General features: G+C 60.8%; 25 protein-coding genes. 11 read left to right on the forward strand and 14 right to left on the reverse strand.

Annotation, left to right across the window (positions count from 1 at the left end):
* Position 1: 1 nt before the first annotated feature.
* From BSF44_RS07775 to BSF44_RS07805, 7 genes are all read right to left on the reverse strand, one after another.
* On the reverse strand, positions 2-805 hold the full coding sequence (locus BSF44_RS07775; protein ID WP_095943002.1) for an ABC transporter ATP-binding protein: 804 nt from the start codon (positions 803-805) through the stop codon (positions 2-4).
* Entirely contained in the window at positions 802-1,950 is a 1,149-nt protein-coding gene (locus BSF44_RS07780) for an ABC transporter permease (protein ID WP_095943003.1), read from the reverse strand. Before BSF44_RS07780 ends, BSF44_RS07775 begins: the two co-directional genes overlap by 4 nt.
* A 53-nt stretch (positions 1,951-2,003) precedes the next feature.
* The gene (locus BSF44_RS07785; RefSeq protein WP_095943004.1) at positions 2,004-3,032 is read right to left on the reverse strand and encodes a DUF5924 family protein; all 1,029 of its coding nucleotides are present in this window, start codon (positions 3,030-3,032) and stop codon (positions 2,004-2,006) included.
* A 137-nt stretch (positions 3,033-3,169) separates the two neighbouring features.
* Entirely contained in the window at positions 3,170-4,546 is a 1,377-nt protein-coding gene (locus tag BSF44_RS07790; protein ID WP_095943005.1) for a pitrilysin family protein, read from the reverse strand.
* A 55-nt stretch (positions 4,547-4,601) separates the two neighbouring features.
* On the reverse strand, positions 4,602-6,260 hold the full coding sequence (locus BSF44_RS07795; RefSeq protein ID WP_095943006.1) for a Na/Pi cotransporter family protein: 1,659 nt from the start codon (positions 6,258-6,260) through the stop codon (positions 4,602-4,604).
* A 281-nt stretch (positions 6,261-6,541) separates the two neighbouring features.
* Positions 6,542-7,309 carry a TerC family protein gene (locus BSF44_RS07800; RefSeq protein ID WP_095943007.1) on the reverse strand — a complete coding sequence of 256 codons (768 nt, stop codon included), beginning with the start codon at positions 7,307-7,309 and terminating at the stop codon, positions 6,542-6,544.
* An 85-nt stretch (positions 7,310-7,394) separates the two neighbouring features.
* Positions 7,395-8,702 (reverse strand): CitMHS family transporter, encoded by a 1,308-nt coding sequence (locus BSF44_RS07805; RefSeq protein WP_095943008.1) that lies wholly within the window; start codon positions 8,700-8,702, stop codon positions 7,395-7,397.
* Positions 8,703-9,022: 320 nt separating this feature from the next.
* On the opposite strand from BSF44_RS07805, the gene BSF44_RS07810 reads away from it, so the two are divergent.
* The gene (locus tag BSF44_RS07810) at positions 9,023-9,424 is read left to right on the forward strand and encodes a GFA family protein (RefSeq protein ID WP_095943009.1); all 402 of its coding nucleotides are present in this window, start codon (positions 9,023-9,025) and stop codon (positions 9,422-9,424) included.
* Here the strand turns inward: BSF44_RS07810 and BSF44_RS07815 are convergent, their stop codons facing one another.
* Positions 9,425-9,751, reverse strand: coding sequence for a DOPA 4,5-dioxygenase family protein (locus BSF44_RS07815; RefSeq protein WP_095943010.1), 327 nt, complete (start codon positions 9,749-9,751; stop codon positions 9,425-9,427).
* Between the two features lie 86 nt (positions 9,752-9,837).
* Here BSF44_RS07815 and BSF44_RS07820 point away from each other — a divergent pair, with 86 nt between their 5' ends.
* On the forward strand, positions 9,838-10,500 hold the full coding sequence (locus BSF44_RS07820) for an NAD(P)-dependent oxidoreductase (RefSeq protein WP_095943011.1): 663 nt from the start codon (positions 9,838-9,840) through the stop codon (positions 10,498-10,500).
* Here BSF44_RS07820 and BSF44_RS07825 read toward each other — a convergent pair.
* Positions 10,497-11,447, reverse strand: coding sequence for a LysR family transcriptional regulator (locus tag BSF44_RS07825; RefSeq protein ID WP_095943012.1), 951 nt, complete (start codon positions 11,445-11,447; stop codon positions 10,497-10,499). The genes BSF44_RS07820 and BSF44_RS07825 overlap by 4 nt on opposite strands.
* Positions 11,448-11,561: 114 nt before the next feature.
* On the opposite strand from BSF44_RS07825, the gene betC reads away from it, so the two are divergent.
* From betC to BSF44_RS07840, 3 genes are all read left to right on the forward strand, one after another.
* The gene (gene betC, locus BSF44_RS07830; protein WP_095943013.1) at positions 11,562-13,076 is read left to right on the forward strand and encodes a choline-sulfatase; all 1,515 of its coding nucleotides are present in this window, start codon (positions 11,562-11,564) and stop codon (positions 13,074-13,076) included.
* A 16-nt stretch (positions 13,077-13,092) separates the two neighbouring features.
* Entirely contained in the window at positions 13,093-14,013 is a 921-nt protein-coding gene (choX, locus tag BSF44_RS07835) for a choline ABC transporter substrate-binding protein (RefSeq protein ID WP_095943014.1), read from the forward strand.
* Between the two features lie 151 nt (positions 14,014-14,164).
* Positions 14,165-15,733: a SulP family inorganic anion transporter gene (locus BSF44_RS07840; protein WP_095943015.1), complete on the forward strand. Its 1,569-nt coding sequence runs from the start codon at positions 14,165-14,167 to the stop codon at positions 15,731-15,733.
* Between the two features lie 114 nt (positions 15,734-15,847).
* Here the strand turns inward: BSF44_RS07840 and aroE are convergent, their stop codons facing one another.
* Positions 15,848-16,669, reverse strand: coding sequence for a shikimate dehydrogenase (gene aroE, locus BSF44_RS07845; RefSeq protein ID WP_095943016.1), 822 nt, complete (start codon positions 16,667-16,669; stop codon positions 15,848-15,850).
* Positions 16,670-16,682: 13 nt separating this feature from the next.
* A complete protein-coding gene (gene hemF / locus BSF44_RS07850) occupies positions 16,683-17,597 on the reverse strand; it encodes an oxygen-dependent coproporphyrinogen oxidase (protein ID WP_057716534.1) in 915 nt (304 codons plus the stop codon).
* A 163-nt stretch (positions 17,598-17,760) separates the two neighbouring features.
* Here hemF and BSF44_RS07855 point away from each other — a divergent pair, with 163 nt between their 5' ends.
* Positions 17,761-18,738, forward strand: a complete 978-nt coding sequence (locus tag BSF44_RS07855; RefSeq protein WP_095943017.1) for an NADPH:quinone reductase — start codon at positions 17,761-17,763, stop codon at positions 18,736-18,738.
* Between the two features lie 112 nt (positions 18,739-18,850).
* On the opposite strand, the gene BSF44_RS07860 is transcribed toward BSF44_RS07855, so the two are convergent.
* From BSF44_RS07860 to BSF44_RS07870, 3 genes are all read right to left on the reverse strand, one after another.
* Positions 18,851-19,408: an L-threonylcarbamoyladenylate synthase gene (locus BSF44_RS07860; protein WP_095943018.1), complete on the reverse strand. Its 558-nt coding sequence runs from the start codon at positions 19,406-19,408 to the stop codon at positions 18,851-18,853.
* 54 nt (positions 19,409-19,462) lie between these two features.
* Positions 19,463-20,569: a DNA-processing protein DprA gene (gene dprA / locus BSF44_RS07865; protein ID WP_095943019.1), complete on the reverse strand. Its 1,107-nt coding sequence runs from the start codon at positions 20,567-20,569 to the stop codon at positions 19,463-19,465.
* Between the two features lie 81 nt (positions 20,570-20,650).
* A complete protein-coding gene (locus BSF44_RS07870; protein WP_095943020.1) occupies positions 20,651-21,475 on the reverse strand; it encodes a peptidoglycan-binding protein in 825 nt (274 codons plus the stop codon).
* A gap of 184 nt (positions 21,476-21,659) precedes the next feature.
* On the opposite strand from BSF44_RS07870, the gene def reads away from it, so the two are divergent.
* The 5 genes from def to BSF44_RS07895 all read left to right on the forward strand — a co-directional run bounded on the left by def (position 21,660) and on the right by BSF44_RS07895 (position 26,370).
* Positions 21,660-22,166, forward strand: a complete 507-nt coding sequence (gene def, locus BSF44_RS07875) for a peptide deformylase (RefSeq protein ID WP_095943021.1) — start codon at positions 21,660-21,662, stop codon at positions 22,164-22,166.
* Between the two features lie 57 nt (positions 22,167-22,223).
* Positions 22,224-23,183, forward strand: a complete 960-nt coding sequence (fmt, locus tag BSF44_RS07880) for a methionyl-tRNA formyltransferase (RefSeq protein ID WP_095943022.1) — start codon at positions 22,224-22,226, stop codon at positions 23,181-23,183.
* Positions 23,180-24,490, forward strand: a complete 1,311-nt coding sequence (gene rsmB, locus BSF44_RS07885; protein WP_095943023.1) for a 16S rRNA (cytosine(967)-C(5))-methyltransferase RsmB — start codon at positions 23,180-23,182, stop codon at positions 24,488-24,490. Before fmt ends, rsmB begins: the two co-directional genes overlap by 4 nt.
* 22 nt (positions 24,491-24,512) lie before the next feature.
* On the forward strand, positions 24,513-25,889 hold the full coding sequence (trkA, locus tag BSF44_RS07890) for a Trk system potassium transporter TrkA (RefSeq protein WP_046042728.1): 1,377 nt from the start codon (positions 24,513-24,515) through the stop codon (positions 25,887-25,889).
* Between the two features lie 166 nt (positions 25,890-26,055).
* Complete coding sequence (locus tag BSF44_RS07895; RefSeq protein WP_095943024.1) at positions 26,056-26,370, forward strand: tetratricopeptide repeat protein; 315 nt, start codon at positions 26,056-26,058, stop codon at positions 26,368-26,370.
* The last annotated feature ends 4 nt before the right edge of the window (positions 26,371-26,374 follow it).

Here is a 26,374-nt window from a genome sequence, read left to right on the forward strand (position 1 = left end):
GTCAGACCTCTTTGAGCTGTTGGGCGGCTGTCAATGCCGCGCGGCCGCGAGGGCCATGGAAGTATTCGTGAATCCACGCATCGTTGGTTTCCGATACCTTGTCGATGGCGTCCGCCACCAGCACCTTTTTCTGCGCCAGCACCGCCACCCGGTCGGTGATGGTGTAGAGCGTGTCGAGGTCGTGGGTCACCAGAAAGACACTCAGGCCCAGGGCATCGCGCAGGGTCAGGATCAATTGGTCGAACGCGGCGGCACCAATCGGGTCGAGACCCGCGGTGGGCTCGTCGAGAAACAGGATGTCCGGGTCCAGCGCCAACGCCCTGGCCAGCGCGGCGCGCTTGATCATGCCGCCGGACAGCGACGCGGGGTACTTCTGCGCAGCCGACAGCGGCAACCCGGCCAGGGCCATTTTCACCGCTGCCAGGTGCTCGGCGTCGTTGCGGCTCAAGCCGGCGTGTTCGATCAGCGGCAGGGCAACGTTCTCGGTCACGGTCAGTGAAGAGAACAACGCGCCTTTCTGGAACAGCACGCCGAATCGCCGCTCCACCAGCGAACGCTCATGTTCGGACAAGGTCGGCAGGTTTTTCCCGAAGACTTTCACTACGCCTTCGCTGGGCTGGCGCAACCCGACAATGCTGCGCAGCAGCACCGATTTGCCGCTGCCGGAGCCGCCGACCACGGCGAGGATCTCGCCCTTGTACAAGTCCAGATCAAGGTTTTCGTGCACGCTCTGGCTTCCAAAACGGTTGCACAGCCCACGGACTTCAATCACCGCCTCGCAGGGCGCTCGAGGGATACGACTCACCACCCCATCTCCATGAAAAACATCGCGGCGATCGCATCCATCACGATCACCACGAAAATTGACTGCACCACACTCGACGTGGTGTGTGCGCCCACAGACTCAGCGCTGCCACTGACCTTGAAGCCTTCCAGGCAACCGATGGCGGCGATGAGGAAGGCGAACACCGGCGCTTTGACGATACCCACCAGAAAGTGCTGAACGCCGATGTCCGATTGCAACAGCGACAGGAACATCGCCGGCGAGATATCCAGCGCCACCGCGCAGACCACGGCACCACCGATAATCCCCGACAGCATCGCCAGGAAGGTCAGCATCGGCAGGGAGATCAGCAACGCCAGGACCCGCGGCACCACCAGCAACTCCACAGGGTCGAGGCCCAGGGTGCGGATGGCGTCGATCTCCTCGTTGGCCTTCATCGAACCGATTTGCGCCGTGAACGCACTGGCGGTGCGTCCGGCCATCAGGATCGCGGTCAGCAACACACCGAACTCGCGCAGGAAGGCAAACCCCACCAGGTCCACGGTGAAGACGGTGGCGCCAAACGTGGCCAACACCGTCGACCCGAGAAACGCCACCACGGCGCCCACCAGAAAAGTCAGTAACGCAACGATGGGGGCGGCGTCGAGACCGGTCTGTTCGATATGGGCGATCATCGGCGTGACGCGCCAGCACTTGGGACGGAACAGGCCGCGGACGATGGTTTCGATGATCAGGCCGACGAAACCCAGCAGTTGCAGGGTGTCCTGCCAGACGGTGTCCACCGCGCGGCCTATACGGGTCAGCAACTGAATGGAAACGCTGACTTCCGGTTCCTTGATCGGTACGCAGAAGTCGGTCAACGAGCAGTAGACGGTTTGCAGCAACGCCCGATCGGCGGCGCAGAGTGTGCAATCAGGATGTTCGGCGGAACGACCGAGGCGCTCGGAGCCGAGCAGTTCGACCAACAGCGAAGCGCCGGCGGTGTCGAGGGCGCCGAGGCCATTGAGGTCGATGGGGGTGTTGGGGTCGTACTGGCCGTGGAGTTTTTCGCTCAACAGCTTGAGGTCCGCGTAATGGGCAAGCGTCCAGTCGCCCGTCACCCGCAACCGCGCAGGGGTAATCGACGTGTCCAATCGGGCGTTGCCGGCCATCGTGCTGCTGATCATAAGCTCCGTGCTTGTTCAGTGATTACGCAGCCTACGTAATAGCACGAACCGGACTACTTTTCTTTGATCGCTGTGCTGTCCGTGACTTTGAAACGCAGCACGCCGATGACCTGGCCATCTTCGGTCAACACCCGAACCTGCCATTTGCCGGCCGGGTTGCCCGGGAAGTTCTGCTTGTGGGTCCAGGCCCGGTAACCTTCCTTGCGTCCGCCACGAATATCCAGGGGGATGCGGTCGACCTCTTTACCGTTGAACTGCCAGACATGATAAATCCGTTCGCCCAGGCCACGTGGAGCGTTGATCGCGGTGTAGGCGTAGAGCCCGCCATTGCGAATCTGCTCGGCACTGACTTCGTCGAGGCTGGCGCCAGGCGTGCGGTCCTGCATTTGCGTGCTGATGGCCACGTCGGTCATCCATAGCGTCGCCGGTGGCACCCACGAACGCAGCGTCCAACCAACGGCGCCGATGCCCAGGGTGATACTCAATATCGCCAGCGCATTGCGCAGGGTACGAATCGGGAAGATCGACGCCAGGCTCGGGAACGACAACAGCACCGAGATACCCAGTGCCCATTTGAAACTTTGCGCGGTGGTCAGGTGCATGATCACCGGCAACGCGGTGAGCAGCGCGGCGAACAGGGTCAGGGTGTGCAGGGCCAGAAACGCCCAGCGCCGTGGAGCCAGCCACTTGTAGTAGAGCGGGTCGATGATCGAAATCAGCGCCGCGACGCCCAGCAGCCCGGTGAAAACCAGCTGGCCGCTGTTCCACGTCGTGGTGATGAAGAAGAACGGCAGGACAAAGAACAGGCTTTCCTGATGGATCATCTGCGTTGCGTAACGCAGCAAGGGTTCTGGTATTTCGCGCTTGAATATGCGCGCGAACAGCTTGGTCAGGCTGTTTTCCAGCATCAGCCAGATCCAGCTGATCAGCATGATGGTGGTGATCCAGCTCGCCAGGCCTTGCTGGCGGTCGACCAGAATGAAACTGCCCACCCCGGAGATGAAACCACAGAGCGCAATGACCCCAGGGTAGCGCTTCATCAATTCGAGGATGCGCTGTACGAAAAGGGTCAGGTTTTGCATTCGGCGGTTTCACAGTCGTCGTAGGAAAAAAACCTCGACAGGGTACCGCTGGTGCGGCGCTGTGGCGAGGGTTCACGGTCAGTTACGCTCCCACAGGTAACCGGCAAGGCCTCTCAGGCCGTTGTCACATGGAATGGTTACTTCCTGCGATGCAAACGCCAGCCCACCAGCATCAACACGATCAAGCCCGCCCCACCGACCACCAACCACATCAACTGGTCATAACTGAACAACGCCCTCTCGATCCGCAAATACCCTGGTTGCAGGAGCAATTCACGCACGGCCTTGTTCGCTTCTTCCAGGGTCACCCCCTGCAGCTCACGGGCCGGGTTGGTGAAGCGGCCGTCCTCATAGTTGCCGATGGCGCTCCAGTAGTAGTCGGCCAACGCGCTGTTGCCTTGTACGGCCCAGGCCTGGCGGGCAATCGCTGCCTGCTTGAGGCGGTTGAAGGTGTCGGCATTGAGGCCGTCCTTGAGCAGTCCGGCCTTCAGGTCCTCGAGTACTTGTTCGGCATCGGCCACGTCGTCGCGTTCAAGGTCGGCATTGAGGCTCATGAAACCCACGCCGCCGAACACTTCGCGTTCCGCCCACGGGCCGTAGGACAAACCGTGAGCCAGGCGCAGCTGGCGATAGAGCGCCCAATCCAGGTAGTCCTTGAGCAAATCGAAGGTTTCATCGTGCCCATCCTCCAGTACCGGCTCCGGCACCAGCCAGTGCAACTTGGCGCCGTTGCCGACCAGCCCGTGGGTCAAGGTGCGCTCATGGGCGGCGCTGGCCTGGATTTGCGGCAGCGGCGGGTGCTCGCCAGGCGTAATCGCTTCCAGCGCACCATACGCCCGCTCCAGATAGGCCGGCAGCAACTTGTCGAGGTCGCCGACCACGATCAGGGTCATGTTGTTCGGCGCATACCAGTCCTTGCGCACCTGCTCCAGTTGTTCACGGGTCAGGTCATCGACTTGCGCACGCTCCGGGCATTTGAGGCCCAATTCCACGGCCAGTTGTTTGCTGGCCGTGTGGCCCAGGTCCTGACGATCGAGCCAGCGCTGCAGGTGCGAGTAGTGGCCGCCGTCTTCACGTTCGACCACTTGCTTGGCCGCGTTGATAGCGCTGTCGTCGAAGCGGGTCTGGGTCAGCAACGCCAGCAGCAGGTCAAGCACCTTGCGCTGGTTTTTCGCCGGGGCTTCGATGACGAAGGTCGTATCGGCATTGCTGGTGAACGCGTTCCACTCGCCGCCAAGAGCCTGCATGCTTTCTTCCAGTCCGCCTTCGCCGCTGGCGTCGATACCGCTGAACAACAGGTGTTCCAGCAGATGCGGCAGCTCCTTTTCCTGGCACTTGAAATCGTCCAGGCCAACGCCGACCACCAGCCGGATCGCCACATGCCCGCGGTCAGTGCCGGGTTTGAGCAGCAACTGCAAACCGTTGCGCAGGGTATAGCCCTCGACCTGGAAACGATCCAGGGCGAATGACGGGAATGAACCAAGCAAAAGGCAGGCGAACAACAAACAACGCATAACAAGCTTCCGTACGGCTAGCTAAGTTCAACAGACTTCAGGTAACCGTGGACGTTCAGGGTGAATGTGTGATGTCGCTCAAATCGTCGACCACCAGCGCACCGGTGTCCGATGTTTCCAGCACCACGTAGGCACTGCTGCAAAACAGCGAATTGAGACGCTTCATGTCGGCGATCAGCTCCAGGTGTAACGAACTGGTTTCGATACTTTGCACGATTTTACGTTGCAGGCGGCTGACATGAGCGTGAGCCAGACGCCGTTCCTGTGCGCGGAAACGACGTTTTTCACGCACCAGCTGGCGGGCACTCTCCGGGTCGCCACTGAGAAACACCGACATCCCGAGCCGCAGGTTGGAAATCAACTGAGTTTGCAGCCCGGTCAACTCGTCCAGCCCGACTTCGGAAAAAGACCGGCGCTGCGAAGTTTTCTGCTGCTGGACCTTGCGCAGCATGCGTTCGATCAAGTCGCTGGCCAGTTTCAGGTTGATCGCCAGCTCGATGATTTCCGCCCAGCGCCGGCTGTCCTGATCGCTGAGATCTTCCCGGGGCATTTGCGCCAGATACAACTTGATCGCGCTGTAGAGCGCTTCGACATCGTCGGTCAGGCGACGGATTTCCTGAGTGACGGCAGTCTGCTTGCCGCGCAATACGTCGACCATCGCTTCGAGCATGTTGTCGATCAGGTCGCCCATGCGCAGGGTTTCCCGGGCCGCGTTGGCCAGCGCCAGACCGGGGGTGACCAATGCCGTGGGGTCAAGGTGCCGGGGTTTGGCCGTACCGTTGGCCAGCGGACGCTCCGGCAGCACCCAGGCACAAAACCTGGCCATCGGCCCGACGCTGGGCAGCAGGATCAGGCAACGCGCGGTGTTGTAGAGCAGGTGAAAGCCAATGACCATTTCCTGAGGGCTGAAATCCAGGCTATCGAGCCAGCGCACCAGCGGATCGAGCACCGGAATGATCAACAAAAGACCAATCAGTTTGTACAGCAGACTCCCCAGCGCCACTTGGCGCCCGGCGGCGTTCTGCATGCTGGTGCTAAGGAAGGCGAGAATGCCGCTGCCGATATTGGCGCCGATCACCAGCCCGATGGCCACCGGCAGGCTGATCACATTGGCGCCCGCCAGGGTCGCGGTGAGCAACACAGCGGCCAGGCTGGAATAGGACACCATCGCGAACAGCGCGCCGACCAGGGCGTCGAGCAGGAGGTCGCCGGTGAGCGAGGCGAAAATCACCTTCACCCCTTTGGCATGGGTAATCGGGTGCGCGGCTTCGACAATCAGTTGCAGCGCCAGAATGATCAACCCCAAACCAATGGCGACACGGCCCATCTGTCCGAGTCGGGTCTGCTTGCGCGACAGAAAGAAAATCACCCCGGCAAAAATCAGCAGGGGCGACAACCACGACAGATCGAACGTCAGCACTCGTGCCATCAGGGCCGTACCGACATCGGCGCCGAGCATGGTGACCAACGCCGGCGTTAGCGCCATCAGGCCCTGGCCGACAAAGGAAGTGACCAGCATGGCGGTGGCGTTGCTGCTCTGGACCATCGCCGTCACGGCGATCCCGGAGAGGAAAGCCAGCCAGCGGTTGGTCATGTTGTGGCTGATGACATGGCGCAAGTTGGTGCCGTAGACCCGCAGGATGCCGGTTCTGACGATGTGCGTGCCCCAGATCAGCAGGGCCACGGCAGAAAGCAAATTGAGCAGGGTGAGCATAATGACCCCCTGTGGTGTAGCGCCCCAATGGAGCAAGTTGACGGTACCGCGCGACGTTCTACGTTCTGTACTTAAGCTGTAGTTGGCTAACGGTCTACGCGCCAGCATCGCATAGCCAAAGAAGGGATTGAAACAAAACTGTCATAAGTGGACACCACAAAACAATGTGGGAGCGAGCCTGCTCGCGAAAGCGGTGTATCAGGCAACATTGAAGTCGACTGACACTCCGTCTTCGCGAGCAGGCTCGCTCCCACAGGTTTCGCGTATTCAGCGTTTTCGGGTTACTGGCCTGGAATGTCCTTGCGCAGCTTTACCGGATCCTGCTGTTTCTTCTTTTTCGCGATGGCAGTGCGCATCCTGATGTTGATCGCTTCCACCGCCAGCGAGAACGCCATGGCGAAGTAGACGTAGCCTTTTGGCACGTGCACGTCCAGGGATTCGGCAATCAGCACCGTACCGACGATCAGCAGGAACGACAGCGCCAGCATCTTCAGCGATGGGTGCTTGTCGATGAACTCACTGATGGTGCCGGATGCCCACATCATCACCAGTACCGCCACGATGATTGCCGCGACCATGACCGGTACGTGGGAAACCATGCCGACAGCGGTGATCACCGAGTCCAGGGAGAACACGATGTCGATGATCGCGATCTGGACGATGGTGTAGAGGAAGTTGCCGCCCTTGCCCGAAGGTTCGTCGTTGCTTTCGTCTTCACCTTCCAGTGCGTGGTACATCTCTTGCGAGCTTTTCCACAGCAGGAACAGACCACCGAAGAACAGGATCAGGTCGCGTCCGGAAATGCCCTGGCCGAATACTACGAACAGGTCCGCCGTCAGGCGCATGACCCAGGTGATCGACAGCAGAAGCAGGATTCGCGTGATCATGGCCAGCGCCAGACCGAAAATCCGGGTGCGCGCCTGCATGTGTTTGGGCATGCGGCTGACCAGGATCGAAATCATGATGATGTTATCGATACCCAGGACGATTTCCAGGGCGGTCAGGGTGAAGAAGGCAACCCAGATTTCAGGGTTGGTCAGCCATTCCATGTGTATTCCTTTGAGCGATTGTTAAACCACAACGGGCCCGGGCTTCAAACAGCGAAGCCTGGACCCGAAGTGGTGAGTCTTGGGCTTATAGAGTACTGAACACCGGGAAAGTCCCCAACAGCAGTGCAGCAATCAGTATGCAGATACAAACCAGCACTGCCCACTTCAGGGTGAAGCGCTGGTGGTCACCGAAATCGATGCCGGCCAGGGCCACCAACAGGTAGGTCGATGGAACCAGCGGGCTCAACAGGTGGACGGGCTGACCGACGATCGAGGCACGTGCCATTTCCACCGCGGTTATACCGTAATGGCTGGCGGCTTCGGCAAGAACCGGTAACACGCCGTAATAAAATGCATCGTTCGACATGAAGAAAGTGAACGGCATGCTTACCAGCGCCGTAATCACCGCCAGGTACGGGCCGAGGAAGTCCGGAATCACTGCCAACAGGCTTTTCGACATGGCGTCGACCATCCCGGTGCCGGTCAGGATACCGGTGAAGATACCGGCCGCAAAGATCAACCCGACCACCGCCAGCACGCTACCGGCGTGGGCCGCGACGCGATCCTTCTGCTGTTGCAGGCAAGGATAGTTGACGATCATGGCAATACTGAACGCCACCATGAACAGCACCGGCAACGGCAGCAGGCCGGTGATCAAAGTGCCCATCAGGGCCAGCGTCAGGGCGCCGTTGAACCAGATCAGGTTCGGACGACGGGCATCCGGGAACTGCGAAACGCTGATTTCACTGTGGTCGATTTCATCGCCCACCAAGTGCAGTTCACCCAGGCGTGCACGTTCACGCTTGCCGTAGAAGTAGGCAATGACCAGGATCGCCACCACACCGGCCAGCATCGCAGGAATCATCGGTACGAAGATGTCGGACGGGTCCACGTGCAGCGCACTGGCCGCGCGAGCGGTCGGGCCGCCCCATGGGGTCATGTTCATCACGCCACCGGCGAGGATGATCAGGCCGGCCATGATCCGCGGGCTCATGCCGATACGGCTGTAGAGCGGCAGCATGGCGGCCACGCAGATCATGTAAGTGGTCGCGCCGTCACCATCGAGGGAGACCACGAGCGCCAGAACGGCGGTGCCGACCGAAACTTTCAGCGGGTCGCCCTTGACCAGTTTGAGGATCTTGCGCACGGCCGGGTCGAACAGGCCGGAGTCGATCATCAGGGCAAAGTACAGGATAGCGAACATCAGCATCACGCCAGTCGGCGCAAGCTTGGTGATGCCCTCAAGCATCATCGGGCCGATCTTCGGCGAAAAACCGCCGAACAGGGCAAAGATGATCGGGATGATGATCAGGGCGATCAGCGCGGAAAGGCGCTTGGTCATGATCAGGAACATGAACGTGATGACCATGGCGAAGCCAAGGAAAGTCAGCATGGGAATACTCCAGGCGTAGCGCGACTAGGGAATGAGCGGATCGGGCGGGATCAGCGCAGAACGGAAAGCACGAGACGTACGGGCGGAGTTACAGCGAATTGGCGGGTAGAAGAGGACATCAGAATCACCATTGTTGTTGTTAAATGGGCTGTGCGAGCGATAAAACGCTGGCATTGGCCAACCGGTCTGTTGCCGGTAGTGGGGGCGATCCTAATCGGGGAAGCTTTCAGCCAGCTTTCGGCGATGAAAGCAAGGACCGGATGTGCAACCGATCGTCGGATCGGGTTTCAAGTCCCTGAACACAGGGCGGGAGGTTGAACATGGGTGAGCTTCACACCGGCGGCTGCCATTGCGGGCAACTGCGCTATCAATTCAGCGGGCCGCTGCACGATATTGCCCACTGCCATTGCTCGATTTGCCGACGGGTCAGCGGCGGCATCGTGACCACCTGGATCACCGTGCCGGCATCTGACTTTCAATGGCTGGCCGGGACACCGTCGCGGTATGACTCTTCATCCACCTGCGCGCGATATTTCTGCGGCCGCTGTGGGGCGCAACTTGCGCTGGTGACGCAACTGAGCCCGGAAAGTATCGACCTGACCATCGCCACCCTCGACCATCCCGAGCAAGCACGGGCCGAGCGGCACATCTGGACCGACAGCCGTTTGCCATGGCTGCATCTGGACGAACACTTGCCCGGGGAGGCTCAGGAAACACTCTGATCAAAAAACAGTCAGGTCCAGCGGACGAATGGCGCCCATCCAGATCGCGTGCTCGGTGTGATCAAGCAAATCGTCACCGGTGTCCGGGTGCAGAAACACCACCAGGCCCTTGCGGTTGAGCGCCAGCCACGGCAGCACGTCGCCCAGCACCTGCGGCTCGAACGCCAGCTGGCAGCTCCAGTCCGGGTGCGGACCGACCGGGCGCTCGTGCACACGGCCCATGTTCAGTGGAAACAATTGCGCTGCCTGCTCACACAAGGCCCGCGCTTGCCCGATCGTGCTGGCATCGAAATAGACGTGGGCGTGGTAACCCGTGATCTGCTGCATCTGAATCCCTCTGCAAGCTGTTCGAACCCTCGCTGGTTCCTGCGGGTCAAACATCATATAGGCGCTGGAAAACAGGAAGCCCAGCCATGAAAAATGCTGAAACCCCCGTCGTGAAAGTGGTGCTTTATGGTGCCATGAGTAGCCTGGGCAGTGCGCTGATGGCTGAAATGCTGCGGCGCCAGCATGAAGTGATCGCGATTCTCGATGATCTCAATGCTCTGGCACCCCGTCCAGGGATGCGCACCAAGACTGGCGACCTGTTCGACGCGCAACGGGTCAGGCAGAGTGTGGCCGGCAGCTCCGTGGTCATCTGCTTACTGGACGCTCCAGGCTTACCGTTCAACAGCGAACACGTGGAAAAAACCGTCGTACCGGGCCCGGTCGAGCAGGTGCTGGCGGTGGATGCGCTAATCGATGGCATGCAGGCAGCGAACATCGCCCGATTGTTTCTGGTGGGTGATTTCGACGTGCTGGACGATCCGGAATCCGAAGACAGCTTGCAACGTCACGCCGCCGAGGAAATCCGCGAGGCACTGCAAAACAGTTCTTTGAAGTGGACGTTGGTGAACGAACCGCGTGGGGTACCGGGGCTGACCATCGAACATTTTGCCCAAATCGGTGGCAACCTCGAGCCGGGACTGACCGAACCACTCGCAAGGCTGGCCCGCACCGCCGTGGGCATTGCCGATGAATTGCACTTGAACCTGCACATCGGCGAGCACGTCAACTTCATCGCCACTGACAGCTAAACCGCAATGGACGGCAGCGTCAGGCCGTTGAGCGATTGCGCACTGCCGGCCTGCTCGGCCATCAACCAATCCACAAACTGCTGGATCAACGCTCCGCGTCGTTTGCGCTGGGGCAGAACCACGTAGTAACCCAGTCTCGACATCACCGTTTCGCCGATCGGTCGACACAACAACCCTTGCGCCAGCAAGTTATCCACAAGGTGGCGCCAGCCGATGGCCACCCCCTGGCCGCCAATCGCCGCCTGAATCAATAAAGTGTAATTGTCGAAGCGCAACTGCCCGGGCGCCGGGGGTGAGGTGATGCCCAGTTCGCGGAACACACCACTCCAGTCGAACCAGTTACTGCTGTGTTCCCCACGCAGGTGCAACAACGGAAACTCCAGCAATGCCTGGGCCGGCAAGGGCATGGAACGTTCGCTCAACAACTGCGGGCTGCACACCGGAAACACTTCTTCGCTGAACAGCCAATGACTTTCACCCTGCTTGAAGCGGCCATCGCCGAACAGCACCGCCACATCGATATCGGTACGTAGCATGTTATGGCTGCGTTCACTGGTGACCAGGCTGACATCCACCTGCGGATTGGCCGCGTGAAAGCGGTGCAGGCGCGGCATCAACCAATACGCGGCGAAGGCAAAATCCGTGGCCACCTGCAGCACTTCGTGCTGTTGCTGTGCGCTGATTGTGTTCAATCCTGCATCGATGTTCTGCAAACCGAGCTGAACCTGCTCGAAAAGAATCTGCCCAGCCTCAGTCAGTTCGATGCCACGATAAATGCGGTCGAACAGGCGGGTCGCCAGTTGTACTTCCAGGCGCTTGATCTGCTGGCTGATGGCCGGTTGCGTGGTGCCCAGCTCAACCGCCGCCGCAGTAAAACTGTGCTGACGGGCCGCCGCTTCGAAGGTGCGAAGCAAATCCAGTGACAGGTCACCAAGGGCGTCATACATAAGCTGTGCTTATCCTAGTCATTGCCGTGCATGGGCTTTACCGCAAGGTGCTGGGGTTTCATTCTCGAAGCCAGCACTCTCGCATAAACATCCACTATGGAATGCCGCGATCACATGAAGCGCAAGAACATTCTTTTCATCATGGCCGATCAAATGGCCGCGCCAATGTTGCCGTTCTACGGCCCATCGCCCATCAAACTGCCTCATCTCAGCCGCCTCGCCGCACAAGGCGTGGTGTTCGACTCCGCTTATTGCAACAGCCCATTGTGCGCGCCATCGCGTTTCACCCTGGTCAGCGGCCAGTTGCCGAGCAAGATCGGCGCCTATGACAACGCCGCCGATTTCCCCGCCGACGTACCGACCTACGCCCACTACCTGCGCCGCCTCGGCTATCGCACTGCCCTTTCGGGAAAAATGCATTTCTGCGGGCCAGACCAGTTGCATGGCTACGAAGAACGCCTGACCAGTGACATTTACCCGGCTGACTACGGCTGGGCGGTGAACTGGGATGAACCGGACGTGCGCCCGACCTGGTATCACAACATGTCGTCGGTGCTGCAGGCCGGCCCGTGCGTGCGTACCAATCAGCTGGATTTCGACGAAGAGGTGGTGTTCAAGGCCCAGCAGTACCTGTTCGACCATATCCGCGAGGATGGCGACCAGCCGTTCTGCCTGACCGTTTCCATGACTCACCCACACGATCCGTACACGATTCCCAAGGCCTTCTGGGATTTGTACGACGATGACGATATCCCGCTGCCTGCAACCCCCGACCCGCACGATCTCGATCCGCACTCGCAACGCCTGCTCAAGGTCTACGACCTGTGGGACAAGCCGCTGCCTGTGGACAAGATCCGCGATGCCCGCCGTGCCTATTTCGGCGCGTGCAGCTATATCGACAGCAACGTCGGCAAACTCCTGCAAACCCTCGAGGATACCGGGCTGATCGATGACACCATCATTGTGTTTTCCGGTGACCACGGCGACATGCTCGGCGAGCGCGGCCTCTGGTACAAAATGCACTGGTATGAAATGGCCGCACGGGTGCCGTTGCTGATCAGCGCACCGGGGCAATTCGGCGCCGGTCGGGTCAGCGCCAGTGTTTCCACAGCAGACCTGTTGCCGACCTTCGTTGAACTGGCCGGCGGCTCGCTGGAACCGGGCTTGCCGCTGGACGGACGCTCGCTGGTCCCGCACCTGCAAGGGCAAGGCGGCCACGATGAAGTGTTCGGCGAGTACATGGCCGAAGGCACCATCAGCCCGTTGATGATGATTCGCCGGGGCGCCTACAAATTCATCTACAGCGAAGACGACCCTTGCCTACTCTTCGACGTACAGAATGACCCTCGCGAACTGGAAGAACTCAGCCATTCGCCGCAACATCGCCAGCTGTTCGACGATTTTCTTGTCGAAGCGCGGGCCAAATGGAACATTCCGGCGATTCACCAGCAGGTGCTCGCCAGCCAGCGGCGCCGACGCTTCGTGGCCGAGGCGCTGACCCTCGGCAAGCTGAAGAGCTGGGATCACCAGCCGCTGGTGGACGCCAGTCAGCAATACATGCGCAACCACATCGACCTCGACGATCTGGAGCGTAAAGCACGTTATCCACAACCCTGCCAAAACCAATAATGTTAAGGGGAAGTCCATGCAAAGGTTATCCACAGTACTGACGGTCGGGCTCCTGACTCTGGGCAGTGCATCGGTGTTTGCCGAGCAGAGTTGCGAGACCGTGAAAATGGCCGACCCGGGCTGGAGCGACATCGCCGCGACCAATGCCATCACCGGGTTTCTGCTGGACGGCATGGGCTACAAGGCCAAGGTCGACACTCTCGCGGTACCGATCACCTTTGGCGGGCTCAAGGATGGCCAGGTCGATGTGTTCCTGGGAAACTGGATGCCGGCGCAGCAGGGCTTCTATGACAAGTTCGTCGCCAACGGCGATGTCACGCAACTGGCGAAGAACCTCGACGGTACCGAATTCACCCTCGCCGTTCCGGACTATGTGTGGGACGCGGGTGTGCATAACTTTGCCGACCTGAACAAATACGCCGACAAGTTCGACCGCAAGATCTACGGCATCGGCTCCGGCGCGCCGGCGAACATCTCGCTGCAAGAAATCATCAAGAAAAACGATTTCGACATGGGCCAGTGGAAACTGGTCGAATCCAGCGAGCAGGCAATGCTGGCGGAGGTGTCCCGCGCGGTGAAAAAACAGAAATTCGTGACCTTCCTCGGCTGGACCCCGCACCCGATGAACGTGCAACTGAAAATGCATTACCTCAAGGGCGGCGAGAAATACTTCGGTGATACCGGCAGCGTGCATACGCTGACTCGCAAAGGTTATGCACAGGCCTGCCCGAACGTCGGCAAACTGCTGACCAACCTGAGTTTCACCCAGGACATGGAGAACAGCATCATGGCCGAGGTGGTGAACAAGAAAGTCAGCAATGCCGACGCGGCCAAGGCGTGGATCAAGGCCAACCCGGCAGTGCTGGACAAGTGGCTCGATGGGGTGAAAACCGTGGATGGCAAAGATGCGTTGCCGGCGGTCAAAGCCAAGCTTTAAGGTTCAAGGACGCCTTCGCGAGCAGGCTCGCTCCCACAGGTCCGCTCAGTCTCTGTGGGAGCGAGCCTGCTCGCGAATCGATTTATGCTCTTGCGTCATGACATCTGACACACCACCCTGACGCATTTACAGTCATTCACCGAGAGGCCCCATGGCCCTGCCAAGCCGCCATTCACTCTTCCCTTTCCTCACCTGGCTACCCCGGCAAACCCGCGCCAGTGTCGGTCGCGACCTGATCGTTGGCCTCAGCGGCGCGATTCTCGCACTGCCGCAATCCATTGCCTACGCACTGATTGCCGGCCTGCCGCCGGAATACGGCCTGTACGCAGCAATCATCCCGGTGTTGATCGCCTGTCTCTGGGGCTCGTCCTGGCATCTGATCTGCGGTCCTACGGCGGCCATCTCCATTGTCCTGTACGCCAGCGTCAGTCCTCTGGCCGTGCCAGCGTCGCAGGACTACGTCATGTTGATCCTGTTGCTGACGTTTCTTGCCGGCCTCTTTCAGTGGCTGCTGGGTTTGCTGCGGTTTGGCGCGCTGGTGAATTTCGTCTCGCACTCGGTGGTACTCGGCTTCACCCTGGGTGCCGCCGTGGTGATTGCCATCGGTCAATTACCTAACCTGCTGGGGCTGGACCTGCCCATCCAGGCCACCGCGCTGGACAGTTTCATCACGTTGTTGCGTCATTTCGGCGAAGTGGACAAACCTTCGCTGGCACTGGGGCTGGCGACAGTGGTGGTGGGCGTGATCCTCAAGCTGCTGCTGCCACGCTGGCCGACGCTCTTGATCACTCTGATCCTCGGCGGCTTGCTGGTTTGGCTCTGGCCATCAATGTTCGGCCATGTGCAACTGGTCAGCGCCTTTACCGGCAAACTGCCGCCTTTCAGTCCGTTGCCGCTGGATCTCGATCTGATCCTGCGCCTGCTGCCCAGCGCGGTGGCGGTCGGTATGCTCGGGCTGGTCACCAGCCTGTCGATTGCTCGCTCGATCTCCGCACGTTCGCAGCAATTACTCGACGCGAATCAGGAAGTTCGTGCCCAAGGCCTGTCGAATATCGTCGGTGCGTTTTTTTCCGGATCGCTGTCAGCCGGCTCTTTCACTCGCTCAGGCCTGAGCTATGAAGCGGGGGCCTGTTCGCCACTGGCCGGAATTTTTTCGGCATTGTGGGTGGCGCTGTTTGCGATCTTCGGCGCGAGCCTGATCGCACACATCCCGATTCCCGCGATGGCCGGGAGCATTCTGTTGATCGCCTGGGGACTGGTGGACCATCGCGGCATTCGCGCGTTGTTGCGGGTCAGCCGTGCTGAATTCGTGGTCATGGCGCTGACCTGCGTCGCCACGTTGTTGCTGGAATTGCAGACTGCGATCTACGCCGGTGTGTTGGCCTCGCTTTTTTTCTACCTCAAGCGCACATCGCAACCACGGGTGCAGCATGTGCGAGATGGCGAGGAAGACATTTTGCGGGTGGGGGGCTCAATCTTTTTCGGCGCCAGCCATTACCTGCAAGTGCGCCTGCAACGCATGCACGGCGCGCGCGTGGTGATCGAGGCACAGCAGATCAACTTCATCGACTATTCAGGGGTGGAAATGCTGCATCAGGAAGCGCGACGCCTGCTTCGCCAGGATCGCAGCCTGACCTTGCGCCGGGCCCGGCCACAGGTGGTGGAGGAGTTGAGGAAGCTGGAAGGGGCGCAGAAGTGCCCGATTCGGTTTGAGGATTAATCCGACGTTTCGCAAATCCCTGTAGGAGCGAGCCTGCTCGCGATGACGGAATCACATTCAACATCTCTGCTGACTGTCCCACCGCAATCGCGAGCAGGCTTGCTCCTACAGGGGTTACAACGCCAACTGCCGGCGAAGTTCGGCCAACACCGGCGCCGTCTCCGGACGCACACCGCGCCACAGGAAGAACGCCTCCGCCGCTTGCTCGGCCAGCATGCCCAAGCCATCCATCGCCACCGCAGCTCCGTGTTCGCTGGCCCAGCGGCAGAACGAGGTCGGCTCCTTGCCGTACATCATGTCGTAGCACACCGTTTTGCCAGGCTCGATCAGGCTGGATGCAATCGGCGGCACATCGCCGGTCAGGCTCGCCGACGTCGCGTTGACGATCAGGTCCACCGACTCCCGCAACCAGTCATAGCCGCTGGCCGAGACCGGCCCCAGATCGCAGAACAGTTCCGCCAACAACTCAGCCTTCTCTACCGTGCGGTTGGCGATGATCACCGATGCCGGTTGCTCGGCCAGCAACGGCTCCAAAACACCACGCACCGCGCCACCAGCGCCGAGCAGCAGGATGCGTTTGCCCTTGAGGCTGAACCCGGCGTTGACCGTCAGGTCGCGCACCAGCCCGGCCCCATCGGTGTTGTCGCCCAGCAGACTGCCATCGGCCAGTTTGCTCAGGGTGTTCACCGCTCCGGCCCGTTGCGCCCGCGCCGTCAGGCTGTTCGCCAGCCGATAGGCTTCTTCCTTGAATGGCACCGTCACATTGGCGCCGCGTCCCTCGAGGAAAAACGTCCGGGCACAGGTGGAAAAATCGTCGAGTGGCGCCAGCAGTGTGTTGTAGTCCAGTTGTTGCGCGGTCTGCTCGGCGAACAGGCGATGGATCAACGGCGACTTGCTGTGGCCTATCGGGTTACCGAATACGACATAACGGTCCATCAGGTTTCCTCGTTCAGGCTTCGGCCAACCAATCGCGGTCTTGCAGGAAATACTCGGTCAGGCGGGCTTCTTCGCTGCCAGGCTCGGCCTTCCAGTCGTAGCCCCAGCGTACTTGCGGCGGTAGCGACATCAAGATCGACTCGGTACGCCCACCCGATTGCAGGCCGAACAGCGTGCCGCGGTCGTAGACCAGGTTGAATTCAACGTAGCGGCCTCGGCGGAACTCCTGGAACTCGCGCTGCTTGGCGGTGAACGCATCGTTCTTGCGGCGCTGCACGATCGGCAGATAGGCGTCGATGTACGCGTCGCCGATGGCGCGCATGAAGGCGAAGCTGGTGTCGAAGTCCCACTCGTTCAGGTCGTCGAAAAACAGGCCGCCGATGCCACGCGGCTCGTGACGATGCTTGATGTGGAAGTAGCTGTCGCACCAGGCCTTGTAACGCGGGTAGACGTCCGGACCGAACGGCGCACAGGCCTGCTCGGCGACTCGGTGCCAGTGGATGCAGTCTTCTTCGTTGCCGTAATACGGCGTCAGGTCGAAGCCGCCACCGAACCACCAGACCGGTTCTTCACCTTCTTTTTCAGCGATGAAAAAGCGCACGTTGGCGTGGGAAGTCGGCACGTGGGGGTTGTGCGGGTGAATCACCAGCGACACGCCCAGGGCTTCAAAGCCACGACCGGCCAGTTCCGGTCGATGGGCGCTGGCAGACGGTGGAAGACCGCTGCCGAAGACATGGGAAAAGTTGACGCCGCCCTTTTCAATCACCGCGCCGTTTTCGATCACGCGGGTGCGACCGCCACCGCCCGCCGGCCTGGTCCAGGCGTCTTCGACGAATTGCGTGCCGCCGTCTTCGGCTTCCAGGGCAGCGCAAATACGGTCTTGCAGGTCGAGCAGGTAGGCTTTTACGGCCTCGGTGCGGGTCGTCATGTCATCACCTTGAATCGGGCAAAACAACGCGGCGCTCCATTGGAGCTCAGCCTGCGCAAATGGGCCCGTAGCATACCATCGCAAGTCACCCCGTCGCAGTTGACGAAGATCAAGCTTAGGAGTCCGATAGGGAGCCTGGTAAAACGACCTATGGAGAGTTCTGATGGCAAAGCGTATCCAGTTCCGCGCCCATGGCGGCCCCGAAGTGCTCGAATACGTGGATTATCAACCCGCCGAGCCAGGTCCGAAGGAAGTGCGCGTGACCAACAAGGCCATCGGCCTGAACTTCATCGACACTTATTACCGCAGCGGTTTGTATCCACCGCCATCTCTGCCGTCCGGTGTCGGTTCAGAGGGTGCGGGCGTGGTCGAGGCGGTGGGCAGCGACGTGACCCGTTTCAAGATCGGCGATCGCGTGGCCTATGGCAGCGGGCCACTGGGCGCCTACAGCGATGTTCACGTCTTGCCCGAGGCCAATCTGGTGAAACTGCCGGACGCCATCAGCTTCGAACAGGCGGCCGGCGTGATGCTCAAGGGCCTGACCGTGCAGTACCTGCTGCGTCAGACGTATGAACTCAGGGGTGGCGAAACCATCCTGTTCCATGCCGCGGCCGGCGGAGTCGGTTCCCTGGCCTGCCAGTGGGCCAGGGCCTTGGGCGTGAAGTTGATCGGCACTGTCAGCTCAGCGGAGAAAGCCGCGCTGGCCAAGGCCAACGGCGCCTGGGCGACCATCGACTACAGCCATGAAAATGTCGCGCAACGCGTGCTGGAATTGACCGACGGCAAAAAAGTCCCGGTGGTGTACGACGGCGTTGGCAAGGACACCTGGCTGACTTCACTCGACAGCGTAGCGCCGCGTGGGCTGGTGGTGAGTTTCGGCAATGCGTCCGGCGCGGTCGACGGCGTGAACCTGGGGATCCTGGCGGGGAAAGGCTCGCTGTACGTGACCCGGCCGACCCTGAGCACTTATGCGAACAACGCCGAGAGCCTGCAACGCATGGCCGAGGAGTTGTTCGAGATGATCATCGGCGGCAAGCTGACCGTGGACATCAGCCAGCGTTATCCACTGGCTGAAGCGGCGAAGGCGCAGACCGAGTTGTCGGCGCGGCGCACGACGGGCTCGGTGGTGTTGTTGCCCTGACTGACGCCATCGGCGGAACGCCGCCCGGAACAAGCTCGCTCCCACAGGGGATTTGTGTTCGACACAGAACCCATGTGGGAACGAGCCTGTTCGCGATGGGCGCACCTGGGTATCAGTCCGGGCGCACAACCCTGCCGGTCGCCAGATCGCGAATCACGCTCGGGTTCTTGCGCCCGCCCAGATTGCCACCCAGCACCAGATCCACCTGGCCACGGAAATACTGTTCGACTCGAATTCGCGTACGCGCCGCCGGGCGCCCCTGCGGGTTGGCCGACGTCGACACCAGCGGCCCGACCAGCGCGCACAAGTCCCGCACCATCGGGTGATCGCTGACCCGCAGCGCCACGGTTTCATGCACGCCGGTAATCCACTCCGGCAACAGGTTCTGGTGCGGCACCAACCAGGTGTTCGGACCCGGCCAGGTGCTGGCCATGCGGTCCATCCACAACTCAGGGAAGTCCTCGAAAAGGAAATCGAACTGACGGATGTTGTCGGCGACCAGAATCAGCCCCTTATCCATAGAACGGCCCTTGATCAGCAGCAGACGTTCCACCGCTTCCTCGTCCCACGGGTCGCAACCCAGGCCCCAGACTGCTTCGGTTGGGTAGGCAATCACCGCCCCGGCGCGAATTGCTTGCGCGGCTTGTTGCACACGCCAACTGTTGACCATGAAAAACACTCCAGACTAAGGCTCTGCGCAGTTTACCGATCTTGTTTATAAAACCTAGCTCACCCTTGCAAACCAGCGCCCGCTTTCGCACACGGCACGGCCATCCATTTCCAGTTCCGTCAACGCCGCCAGCACTTTCGGCAAGGCCCAGCCGCTTGCATCGGCCAGTGCTTCACTGGTGAGAGGCGCGGAAAGCAGCAGTTTCAACAGCGGGTGAGTCGTTGCAGGGGTGCAGATTTCTGTGGATAACGGCAGTCGTTGCCAGCCGCGCAAGGCTTCGAGGATATGTTCGATGGTTTCCACCAGCACCGCACCGTCCCGGATCAACTGATGACAGCCGCGGGCGCCGGGGTGATGGATCGACCCAGGCATCGCAAACACCTCCCGCCCCTGTTCCGCCGCCAGCCTCGCGGTGATCAGTGAACCGCTGGCGACACTGGCTTCGACCACCAGCACCCCGAGAGACAAACCACTGATGATCCGGTTGCGCCGGGGGAAGTTGCCGGCGCTGGGCCCAGCGTCCAGCGGAAACTCCGAAAGCACTGCGCTGCCCATAGCGATCATGGCGTCCGCCAGGCGTTTGTTTCGCTGTGGATAAAACTTCTCGAGCCCCGTACCGAGCACACCGACCGTTTGCCCGCCGACGTCGAGCGCGGCCTGGTGCGCGGCGGCATCAATGCCCAGGGCCAAGCCGCTGGTAATGACAAAACCGGCACCTGCCAGGCTGCGGGAAAATGCGGCAGCGGTGTCCATTCCTGGCCGGGATGCGCGACGGCTGCCAACCATCGCCAGTTGTGGTTTTTCCAGAATACCCGGATCGCCCGCGACAAATAACAATGGTGGTGCATCGCTGATTTGTGCCAGCAGGGCCGGGTAGTCCGGCTGGTCCCACATCAGTAAATGCTGGGCCGGGCGCTCCAGCCAGGCCAATGCATGACTGGCGCCATCACGGATTTCAGTGCTACGCCTGGCCTCGGAACAGACCAGTGGCAAACCCAGCGCGCGCCAGGCACTGGCCGGTGCGCTGATCGCTTTGGACGCCGAGCCAAAGGCTTCAAGCAGCTTCTTGAACCGTGCCGGACCGAGTTCCGGCAAACGGTGCAGACGTAATCGAGCTTCCAGTTCCGCGGGGGAAACCGGTGTAACAGCAGGCAGCGACATGGATCATCCTTGATCGTAATAAGCCCCCGTACAAACGGGAATAAGCTGTGGATAACTCTGTTGGTAACTTGTGAAGCACGCTTACGGATTTCGCACCTTGTCCATCACCGACAGCGAGCGCGAAGCGCTGAGCACCAGCCCATAACTGAGTTTGTCGTAGGTACGGAAAACCATCAGCAGACCGGCGCGCTCATCGGGAATTTTCAACGGCTGACCGGTAATCTGGTCGCGCACGGTTTCGCCGGTCTTCATTACCGCCAGCAGATTGCCTTCGGCCAGGCCGTCGCGCTGCCCCCTGTTCAGCGTAACCACGTCCAACTCGCCGATCTGCGTGACCCCACGCGGTACATCGATGATCAAACCGTTGATTTCGTGGCTCGGTGCGCTGGGCGTGAAGGTCGAGTTGATCGCGTGCTCTTCACCGCTAAACAAACGATCGCCGAGGCGGACCTCCTGGGTCGTGCGTTGCAACTCCAGGGTAGCGACGTCGCCTTCGGTCGCCACGACCTCACCGCTGCCGATGTCGTCGGCGTTGATCCCAAGAATCTCCTTGCTCTGCGGATCGGTGTAGACCTTGCCTTGGCGGAAGATGCCATACGCCGGTTGCGCCGGATCGAAATGGCCACGGGCAAAGATGCGGTCACCCGCGCCGCTGAGTACGCGTTCGGAATCGCCAGCGACGATGTAAGGCGCCTTGTCGAAATCCTCGGCCTTGTCGACGATGCGGTTGCTCAGCAGAAAGCTGTTGATGGATTTCAGCGCAATGCCGGGGATAGCCTCGGTTGCCGGGCTGCTACGCACCTGAGGCGACAGCTTTATGGTGGGAATATCTTCCCGAAGTTGCACTTGCCCGTACGCCCAACCGGCCGAGGCCAGCAGCAGCAGGGCGAGTAGTGATTTCCTCATGCGGTGAATCCCTTTATTATGTGCATTCGCGTGAAACGCCAGAGCCGTCAGAGGCTCGCTCCCTGCTTGCTTATCAAGACTTGCTTGTCAACAAAAGGGAGCTACGTTTTACAACGGTAGCCTGCATCTTCGGACCGCCAGGCCATCGACCCGACCTTACTTCACACGTGCACTAATCAAGCTTATGGCCATTTTAGACATCCTCGAATTCCCTGATCCGCGTCTGCGCACTATCGCCAAGCCAGTGGCCGTAGTGGACGACGAAGTGCGTCAGTTGGTCGACGACATGTTTGAAACAATGTATGAAGCGCCTGGCATCGGCCTCGCCGCTACCCAGGTCAACGTGCACAAACGTATCGTCGTGATGGACCTCTCCGAAGACCGCAGCGAACCACGAGTGTTCATCAACCCCGAGTTCGAACCGCTGACCGACGAGATGGGCCAGTATCAGGAAGGCTGCCTGTCGGTGCCGGGCTTCTACGAAAACGTAGATCGCCCACAACGGGTCAAGGTCAAGGCACTGGACCGCGACGGCCAGCCTTACGAACTGATCGCCGAAGATTTGCTCGCCGTGTGCATCCAGCACGAATGCGACCACCTCAACGGCAAATTGTTCGTCGATTACCTGTCGACGCTCAAACGCGACCGCATCAAGAAGAAACTGGAAAAGCTTCATCGCCAGAACGCCTGATGCCCATCTTCAAAGGCTTGCTGCGGCAAGCCTTTTTCTTTTCAAGAGACGTCACCCATGCCTGAGCCACTGCGCATTGTCTTTGCCGGCACCCCGGAATTCGCCGCCGAACACCTCAAGGCCCTGCTGAGCAGCCCTTACGAGATCGTCGCGGTCTACACTCAACCGGATCGTCCGGCCGGTCGCGGGCAAAAACTGATGCCGAGCCCGGTCAAGCAGCTTGCTCTGGAGAACAATATCCCGGTGCTGCAACCGCCGACCTTGCGCAATGAAGATGCTCAGGCTGAATTGGCTGCACTGAAGCCGGACCTGATGGTGGTCGTCGCCTACGGCCTGATCCTGCCGCAAGTGGTGCTGGATATTCCGCGCCTGGGTTGCATCAACAGTCACGCCTCGCTGCTGCCACGCTGGCGTGGTGCGGCGCCGATCCAGCGCGCCGTGGAAGCGGGGGACGCCGAAAGCGGTGTGACCGTGATGCGCATGGAAGCCGGGCTCGACACCGGGCCGATGCTGCTCAAGGTCGCTACGCCGATCAGCGCCGAAGACACCGGCGGCAGCCTGCATGATCGCCTGGCCGAAATGGGCCCGCCGGCCGTGGTCCAGGCGATTGCCGGCCTCGCCGCCGCAACCCTGGAGGGCGAAGTGCAGGACGACAGCCTGGCCACCTACGCGCACAAATTGAACAAGGACGAAGCACGCATCGACTGGAGTCGCCCGGCGGTTGAGCTGGAGCGTCTGGTCCGTGCCTTCAACCCGTGGCCAATCACCCACAGCACCTTGAACGGCGAAGCCCTGAAAGTGCTGGCCGCAAATCTGGCCGAAGGCAAAGGCGCCCCGGGTGAAATCCTCGGCGCCAGCAAGGACGGTCTGATCGTCGCGTGCGGCGAGCAGGCCTTGTGCCTGACCCGCCTGCAATTGCCCGGCGGCAAGGCGCTGAACTTCAGTGACCTGTTCAACAGCCGCCGTGAGAAATTCGCAGCCGGCACTGTCCTCGGTCAAGCGGCGGACGCTCAATGAACCCGCGTCTGGCCGCCGCCAAGGCACTTGCCGCTGTCCTGAGCGGCAAAGCCTCGCTCAACAGTTCGCTGCCAACGCAGATGGACAAGGTCGAGGACCGTGATCGCGGCTTCACCCAGGACCTGGCGTTCGGGACCGCGCGCTGGCAGCCACGCTTGTCGGCACTGGCGGCCAAGCTGCTGCAGAAACCGTTCAAGGCCGCCGACGCCGATGTCGAGGCACTGTTGCTGGTCGGTCTCTATCAGCTGCTCTATACCCGCGTCCCGGCCCATGCCGCCATCGGTGAAACCGTCGGTTGCGCCGACAAGTTGAAAAAGCCCTGGGCCAAGGCGTTGCTCAACGCAGTGCTGCGTAATGCTCAACGCGAGAGCGAAACAATTTTCGCCGAGCTGGAACGCGATCCGGTGGTGCGCACCGCTCACCCGCGCTGGTTGCAGAAATCTTTGAAGGCGTTCTGGCCAGAGCAATGGGAAGCCATTTGCGCGGCGAACAATGCGCATCCGCCGATGATCCTGCGGGTCAACCGTCGCCATCACAGCCGCGATGCCTACCTCGGTTTGCTGACTGACGCGGGTATCGCCGCCACAGCATGTGTGTACAGCCGCGACGGCATCGTGCTCGACGCTGCCGCCGATGTGCGCAGCCTGCCGGGTTTCGCCGAGGGCTGGATCAGCGTGCAGGACGAAGCCGCGCAACTGGCTGCCGATCTGCTCGACCTAGCGCCGGGCCAACGGGTGCTGGACGCCTGCTGTGCGCCAGGTGGCAAGACCTGCCACATCCTCGAAGCCGAGCCAAAACTGGCCGGTGTCGTGGCGGTAGACCTGGAGGCCAAGCGGCTGGTGCGGGTGCGGGAAAACCTCGAACGCCTGAAACTGAGCGCCGAACTGATTGCCGCCGACGGTCGCGACACTCAGGCGTGGTGGGACGGCAAGCCGTTCCAGCGCATCCTGCTGGACGCGCCATGCTCGGCCACGGGTGTGATTCGTCGTCACCCGGACATCAAGCTGACCCGCCAACCCGACGACATCGCCGCGCTGGCGCTGCTACAGGGCGAGTTGCTCGACGCCATGTGGACCACATTGGAGGTGGGTGGCATCCTGCTGTACGCCACCTGCTCCACGCTGCCAACCGAGAACACCGAAGTCATCGAAGCCTTCCTCGCCCGCACGCCGGGTGCTCGTGAACTGGACCTCGCCACGGCGGCCGGCATCAAGCAGCCCCATGGTCGCCAGTTACTGGCCCAGGAAGGTGGCCACGACGGGTTCTACTACGCCAAGCTGATCAAGATCGCCGCCGCGCGCGGTTAAATGGATTCAATGGAGTGACTGGATGAAAATCATCATCCTTGGTGCAGGGCAGGTCGGCGGTTCGCTGGCGGAACACCTGGCCAGCGAAGCCAACGATATTACTGTGGTCGACACCGATGGCGAACGCCTGCGCGACCTTGGCGACCGCCTGGACATTCGCACGGTGCAGGGTCGCGGTTCATTCCCGACGGTGCTGCGTCAGGCCGGTGCCGATGACGCCGACATGCTGGTCGCCGTAACCAACAGCGACGAAACCAACATGGTCGCCTGCCAGGTCGCCCACACCCTGTTCCACACCCCGACCAAGATCGCCCGGGTTCGCGAAGCCGCGTACCTGACCCGCGAAGAGCAGTTGTTCCAGAACGAAGCGATTCCGGTGGACGTGCTGATCAGTCCGGAACAAGTGGTCACCAACTACATCAAGCGTCTGATCCAGCACCCTGGTGCCTTGCAGGTGATCGACTTCGCCGAAGGCAAGGCGCAACTGGTGGCGGTGCGGGCGTACTACGGCGGGCCGCTGGTGGGCCAGCAGCTGCGGCAATTGCGTGAACACATGCCGAACGTGGAAACCCGCGTCGCGGCGATTTTCCGTCGTGACCGGCCGATCCTGCCCCAGGGCGACACAGTGATCGAGGCCGACGACGAAGTATTTTTCATCGCCGCCAAGGCGAACATTCGTGCGGTGATGAGCGAAATGCGCCGTCTCGACGAAACTTATAAACGCATTGTCATCGCCGGTGGCGGGCAGATCGGCGAACGTCTGGCCGAAGCCATCGAAAGCCGTTATCAGGTAAAGATCATCGAGATGAATCCGGCACGTTGCCGTCATCTCTCGGACCACCTCGACAGCACGGTGGTGTTGCAAGGCAGTGCTTCGGACCGCGACCTGCTGATGGAGGAGAACATTGCCGACGCCGACCTTTTCCTGGCCCTGACCAACGACGACGAAGCCAACATCATGTCATCGTTGCTGGCCAAGCGCCTGGGCGCGAAGAAGGTGATGACCATCATCAACAACCCGGCTTATGTCGATCTGATCCAGGGCGGCGACATCGACATCGCCATCAGCCCGCAACTGGCGACCATCGGCACCTTGCTGGCCCACGTGCGCCGGGGCGACATCGTCAGCGTGCACTCACTGCGCCGGGGCGCGGCAGAAGCCATCGAGGCGATTGCCCATGGCGATGCGAAATCGAGCAAGGTGATCGGCAAGGCCATCGAAAACATCGGCCTGCCGCCGGGCACCACCATCGGTGCGATTATCCGCGACGAAGAAGTGATCATCGCCCACGACGACACCGTGATCGAAGCGGGCGACCATGTGATTCTGTTCCTTGTGGATAAAAAGCATATTCGCGATGTGGAGAAGCTGTTCCATGTGGGGTTGAGTTTCTTCTGATCCGGATTTAGCGCTGTCCTGACTTTGTAGGAGCGAGCCCTGCTCGCGATGGTCGTCAACGATAATGCTGGAAACCAGACACCCCGCGTCGCTCTCGGGTTCATCGCGAGCAAGCTCGCTCCTACAATAAATCAACCCCTGACATGCCTCACGCAAGGAATCCACCATGATCGAATCCCTGGAAAAAATGCTCGCCAAGGGTGTGGATAACTCATTGCTGCGCTTCGGTCTGGGCAAGGGCTATCTGGATCTGGGGGAAAACGCCAAGGCTGCGGAGCATTTTCAACGCTGCGTCGAATTCGATCCGAAGTATTCGGCGGCGTGGAAATTACTGGGCAAGGCCCATCTGGCGCTGGCGGACTTTGCGGCCGCGCGGCAGGCCTGGGAGCAAGGCCTGGAAGCCGCTCGCGCCCATGGCGACAAGCAGGCCGAGAAGGAAATGACGGTGTTCCTGAAGAAGCTCGAGCGTCAGGCGCACTGATCAG

This window comes from Pseudomonas sp. ACN8, assembly GCF_002303925.1.
Taxonomy (GTDB): Bacteria; Pseudomonadota; Gammaproteobacteria; order Pseudomonadales; family Pseudomonadaceae; genus Aquipseudomonas.